Here is a 4948-nt window from a genome sequence, read left to right as displayed (position 1 = left end):
GTTACAACATCATTTCATTGCCGCATCATAAGCAATGAAGTATTCATTACCCAGTAAAAGGGGAAACGTTAAAAGAAAATCGATACCTCTCAAATAAAAAAAGGGCAAATGCTGCAAACATTTACCCCCTTTGTTGAGATCAAACGGCAGTTAGCTTCACTTGGCAATGTAGTCCTGTCGTAGTTTTATGACCTTTTACAACCATAAATGTATGGAAAAAAATCATACATTATGAATCCTTTTGCGTATAAAAACATAGGGAAAAGTTGTACTGATAATGAAACTGGTGTCCTTTATTATTCTTATTACCTGTTTGCATATAACAGGAAATGTCTTCGGTCAGCAGGACCGGCGCATTTCCCTCAAAGCAGATTCAGTGCCACTGCCACGGCTCCTGAAGATGATCGAAAAGAAAAGCGGGTACCGTTTCGTATACCGCAACGATCTGATTCCGGCAGGCAAAAAAGTGTCGTTGAATGAAAGCAATGCTTTGACAGAAGATATCTTAAAGAAGATACTTCAGCATACCGGTCTCACTTTCAAACAGCTTTCCGCCACACTGGTGGCAATAGCGCCGGAAGACAAAGAGATCAGGAATATCAGTATCAGTGGAACGGTAACCGATGTTTTCGGACATCCTTTACCAGGTGTGAGTTTACGTATTGCAGGTCTTAATAAGGGTACTACTACGAATGAGGATGGTGAGTTCCGCATGGAGGCGCCTTCTTCAGCAACGTTGATCTGTTCTTTCATCGGTTATGAAGAACACCGGGTGACGATAACCAATTCATCTCACCTCAACATCATGCTGAAAGACGATTCCAAAGGATTGAACGAAGTGGTGGTAGTGGCCTATGGCGTGCAAACAAAAAGTTCTTTGACAGGTTCAGCTACTATGGTAAACGCTTCATTGTATGATAAAGCGCCCCGTAGCAGCTTCCAGGAAAGCTTACAAGGCAATGTACCCGGCTTACAATCTACCAATGGTTCCGGCCAGCCCGGTTCCATACCCAGTATTCATATACGCGGCATAGGATCTATTACCGCTGGCAGCTCGCCACTTTACGTGGTAGACGGCACACCGGTGGTAACAGACAACCTCACCGATTATAATGTGAATACCCTGGCAGGAATTAACAGCGCAGATATCGCGTCTATTTCTATTTTAAAAGATGCGGCTTCCGCATCGATCTATGGCTCCCGCGCTGCCAACGGCGTGATCCTGATCACGACCAAAACCGGCAGCCAGGGCAGAACAAAGATCAGCGCAGCCGTACAAAGAGGCAGCAACCAGCTCACCATCCCGCAGGCAAACTATCCGCTCAATACCAAAGAGATGATGGAACTGCTCCGCGAAGGATGGGCGCATAAAGCGGATGGCACAGGCGAAGCCGGTTTTCAGCGGGAACTCCGCGCACGTGGCGTGGATACTACCGTTAGTACCAATTGGATCGATGTGCTCACCCGCCATGGAAGCTATACACAAGCCAATTTATCTGCTGCAGGCGGAAGTAATAAAACAAAATTTTATGTTTCCGGCGGCTTATACGATTCCAAATCAGCCCTGAAAGGAGTAGACTACAAGCGGATGACCGGTAAACTCAACCTGAGCAACCAGGCTACCAACCGCCTGTCGTTTGATGTAAACCTTTCCTTATCCTATCAGCGCGCAAACGCAGTAGGAGATGTAGGTTTAATGGCTAACCCGGTACGCTCGCTCGTACGCTTGCAACCCTGGCTGAAAATTTACAACCCGGATGGCAGCTACGACTTCAGCTACAACAATACCTTTAACCCGGTAGCCGTGCTGAATGGCGATACCCGCACCGGCACCATCTATGGTATGCTGGGCGGCGCCGGCGCCAAATACGCCTTCACTGATTTTCTTTCGTTTGAAACAAAAATCAGTCTCGACCTGAACTACGCCCGGAGCAATTCGTTTTTTGCACCGGGATTCGGAGACGGGAGAAATACCAATGGCTGGGTATCGGTAAACAACAACCTGTGGAATAACTGGGTATCTACCAATATCCTGCGGTTCAACAGGCGATGGGGTTATCACGGGATCAATACGTTTGTAGGATATGAAGCGCAGAAAACCACCAACAGCGGCAACTCTTCCGCAGCATCAAACCTGCTGCCGGATCTGCAACTGCTGGCGGATGCCTCCAAACCGGAAAGCGTATCCTCCGTATCCAGCGCCAATTCACTTACAGGATTATTCCTGAACAACAGTTACGATTACAAGCAGAAATATTACCTGACAGCCTCCATCAGAAGGGATGCCTCTTCAAGATTTGGCCGCAGGAAAAGAAGTGCTGCATTCTGGTCTATAGGAACAGCGTGGAATATTTACCGCGAACCCTTCCTCCAGGATGTAAATGTTATCAACGAATTAAAATTAAGAGCCAGCTACGGCAGCAACGGAAACCAGGCTATTGATAATTATGCTTCATTGTCGCTTTACAGCCCGGCAAATGATTATGATGGGAAACCGGGGTATGTGCTTACGCAATACCCCAATCCTTTCCTTACATGGGAACAGAACAGGCCATTCAATATAGGACTGGATTTCGCGGTGCTCAAAAACCGGTTATCTGGTACCATTAAATATTATAACAGAACCACTTCAAGGCTATTGCTGAATGTACCGGTATCATCTGCAAATGGTATTACTACCGTTTTCAGGAATAACGGGGAGATGAAAAACAGCGGCTGGGAAATATCTCTTTCCTCCCGCAATATCATCGCAAAAAGAGAAAATCAATTTTCATGGCGTACAGATGCCAACATCTCTACCCTGAACAATAGGATCACACGACTGGACAACCCGATGACCAGCCCTCCCTATAAAAGGGAGCCGGGCACGGACTTTTACCAGTTCTTCCTCGTCGGATTTGCAGGCGCAGATCCGCAAACCGGTGAAGCGCTGTGGTATAAGGATGGTTCCAAAACCGCTACTACCAAATCTTACGGTGAAGCCCAGCGCTTTAACCAGGGAAGTGCATTACCAACATTTTACGGCGGCATTACCAACTACTTTAGTTATAAAGGATTTGATCTGAGCTTCCAGTTCTTTTGTAACTGGGGAAATAAAGTATACGACAATTGGGGCACATTCACCGAATCAGACGGCAGCGGCGGATTCGGGGGCGGCGCAAAAATGTCGCGCCTCATTTATGAGAAACGCTGGCAACACCCGGGTGATGTGACCAATGTACCCAAAGTGGTTTTCGGCGGCACGCAATCCGGCCTGAGCAACCAAAGCTCATCCAGGTTCCTGTACGACGGTAGTTTCATCCGCCTGCGCGATCTGATGCTGGCCTACAACCTGCAACAAAACTGGTTGAAGAAAGCCAATATCAGCGAAGTGAAAGTGTATGTGCGCGGCAATAATTTATGGACATACGTAAAAGACAAATATCTCACCATGGACCCGGAAGTACCGGTAACAGGTGATTACGATCAGCGGCCACCGGTTTTCAAAACATTCCTGGTAGGATTGGATGTAAATTTTTAAAGGTATTCATGCAAAAGAAATATACATACGGGGTATTGCTTCTACTGGCTGGCTTATTCAGCGCCTGCAGCAAGGATTTCCTTGATCAGCGGCCGGATCAGTCAACAGAAACAGACCGCGCTATCACAGACCTGCCCGGCTTACGGGCAGCCATCAACGGCGTGTATTCCCTGATGCAAAATGAAAACTATTATGGACGTACTATGCCGCTGTTGCCGGACCTCCGGTCGGATAACGGTTTTATCAGCGTTATCAACAGCAACCGGTACCGCAACCAGGACCAGTACATCGTAACGGCCAACGACCAGTATACGACCGATTCGTGGAACCAGTTATACGCCGTAGTGGCCAATGCCAATATGGTGATCATGAAAGGCCCCCGTATTTCACTGCTGCCATCGGCGGCCGACAGTACAGAGGCTAAACAGATAGTAGCGGAAGCATACGCATTACGCGCACTGGTGTTCTTTGATATTGCACGCATGTTTGCGCAACCGTATAACTATACACCGGGAGCCACGCATATGGGCATTCCCATTGTAACAGTTACGAATGTAGATTCGGTGCAGTCGCCCTCCCGCAGCAGTATGAAAGATACTTATGCGCAGATTATCAGCGACCTCACAGCAGCTATCTCCGGGTTTAAAGGAAGTAAAAGCACGGAGTTTTCCTCCGGAAGGATCAATGTTTATTCCGCCAAAGCATTGCTGTCGAGGATCCTTTTATACAAAGAAGACTGGCAGGGCGCAGCCAAATACGCCGGCGAGGTAATACAGTCGAACAAATACGCACTGCTGCCCAACGAAAAGCTGGTGAGCGATTTTAAGATCACCAATAACAACGAAACAGTTTTTGAGATCATCAATACAGCAGTAGATAACCGCAATACAGACGGCTTAAGTTATATGTTCAGCCAGGATGGATATGGCGATGTATTGGCTACCGATAACATGTACAACATCTACCAGGCTACAGATGTAAGAAGGGACTTTCTGCAGAAAGGAAAACGCTCCGGCAACGGCGGCGAAGATCCTGCAAACATCATCACCAAATATAAAGATGTAAGCACGTTTACGGAAAGTATTAAAGTGATGCGGCTGGCGGAATTGTATCTCATTCACGCAGAAGCAGCGGCACACCTTGGAAGCACCGCGGAAGCACAGGCTGACCTGGAAGTGGTAACACAGCGCGCCGATCATAATGCCCTGCCGGTAACAGCTACAGGGCCGGCACTCCTGGAGGCGATCCTGCTGGAACGTAGAAAGGAACTGGCTTTTGAAGGGCATCGGCTGTTCGATTTAATCAGAACAAAACGTTCATTCACCAAATTCCTGGCGAGTGATAAAACGATACCGGTATCGTGGCCAAGTACAAAAGTTATTTTGCCCATACCACAAAGAGAACTGGATGCTAACCCCAACATACGCA

General features: G+C 47.6%; 2 protein-coding genes. Both read left to right on the top strand.

All coding sequences use genetic code 11. From position 1 onward, the window contains the following. Window positions 1-277: 277 nt before the first annotated feature. On the top strand, window positions 278-3520 hold the full coding sequence (locus VN105_RS03040) for a SusC/RagA family TonB-linked outer membrane protein (RefSeq protein ID WP_325637795.1): 3243 nt from the start codon (window positions 278-280) through the stop codon (window positions 3518-3520). A gap of 8 nt (window positions 3521-3528) precedes the next feature. Further along, the coding region (locus tag VN105_RS03035; protein WP_325637793.1) for a RagB/SusD family nutrient uptake outer membrane protein at window positions 3529-4948 on the top strand (1420 nt) is incomplete at its 3' end.

This window comes from Chitinophaga sp., from assembly GCF_035564935.1.
In the GTDB taxonomy this organism is placed as follows: Bacteria; Bacteroidota; Bacteroidia; order Chitinophagales; family Chitinophagaceae; genus Chitinophaga.
Note: the sequence above shows the minus strand (reverse complement) of the source record. Positions and strands in the feature narration are given on the sequence as shown.